This window comes from Mesorhizobium sp. M7A.F.Ca.ET.027.03.2.1 (genome assembly GCF_003999175.1).
Lineage (GTDB): Bacteria > Pseudomonadota > Alphaproteobacteria > Rhizobiales > Rhizobiaceae > Mesorhizobium.
The window spans coordinates 1-1,079 of record NZ_RZOM01001481.1; the positions used below are offsets into that span (position 1 = coordinate 1).

2 protein-coding genes are annotated in these 1,079 nt (G+C 65.1%); both read right to left on the reverse strand.

The window, feature by feature from the left end:
- On the reverse strand, nucleotides 1–396 hold a 396-nt coding region (locus EN750_RS35785), incomplete at its 3' end, for a SulP family inorganic anion transporter (RefSeq protein WP_245482913.1).
- Nucleotides 397–465: 69 nt separating this feature from the next.
- The gene (locus EN750_RS35790; protein ID WP_127320695.1) at nucleotides 466–744 is read right to left on the reverse strand and encodes a helix-turn-helix transcriptional regulator; all 279 of its coding nucleotides are present in this window, start codon (nucleotides 742–744) and stop codon (nucleotides 466–468) included.
- Nucleotides 745–1,079 lie beyond the last annotated feature (335 nt).

Sequence of the window (1,079 nt, forward strand, 5' to 3'; positions counted from 1 at the left end):
CAGGAAGACCCCTGCCATCATCGTTGCCAACAGCAGTCCATCGATGCCGACCCGGGCAACCGTCGCGGCCACCAGCACGATGAAGGCGCCGGCCGGACCACCGATCTGGAAGCGGCTGCCGCCGAGGGCCGAAATGATGAAGCCGCCGACGATCGAGGTGTAGAGGCCGCGCTCGGGCGTCACGCCCGAGGCGATGGCGATCGCCATCGACAAGGGCAGCGCGACGATGGCGACCGTCAGCCCGGCAATGGCGTCCGCCTTGAAGTCGGCGAACGTGTAGCCCTCGCGCCAGACCGTCACCAGCTTCGGCGTGAACAATTCGGAAAATGTCGGTTTTACCGGCCTATGGGCCGACCTGTGGGCCGGTTGATGCACTGCCCGCTGCGTCTGGTCCATGGACTGCCTTTCGCACCCTGAAAGGCGGCGGGATCGTCGGCAGGGCTGTCGGCGGTCGCCGTCGCGACTTTATGCCGGCTCAGCCTTGGGATCCCGCGGCACGGCAGGCTTGAGGCGCACGCCCCGGCCGCCGCGCTCGCTGGTCTGGTTCTCGCCGATCAGCTCCACCCCGGCCTCGTCGAGAGCCTGGATGACCTTCATCAGCGTGTCGACCACGCCCCTGACCACGCCATCGCTCGCCTCCATGCGCTGGATGGTTGGAAGCGAAACGCCGGCGCGCTCGGCGAGCGTCTTCTGATCGATGCCGGCCAGCGCCCTTGCGGCGCGCATCTGCGCGGCAGTGATCATCGGCCGGAATCCCCGTCTGAGTCTGCAGGAATAAGGTATAATACCATCATTGTGATGTTTCAAGCATTAGTATGAACGTCTGAAACGTAAGGGGGCGGCTGACCGATCATTAGATACTTCCCGGGATTGTGCCTAGGGTGTCCATCTAGGCAGGGGGTAACGCGGTTGAATTCTTCAAGACCTTCATGACCTGGGCGGCCTTGCTGTCGGTGGGCTGCGGGCACGGGCTGATCGACCGGCTGATCTAGTCTCCAGTCTCGCTGTCGCCGTTCAGGCGCTGCCCGCGCCATCGCTGCCACGCCCGGGCAGCGCCTGAACGGCGACAGCGAGACTGG

What these genes read in the sequence shown, in the direction of transcription:
- EN750_RS35790 (WP_127320695.1), bottom strand. Translation starts at nt 744, where the DNA reads ATGATCACTGCCGCGCAGATGCGCGCCGCAAGGGCGCTGGCCGGCATC.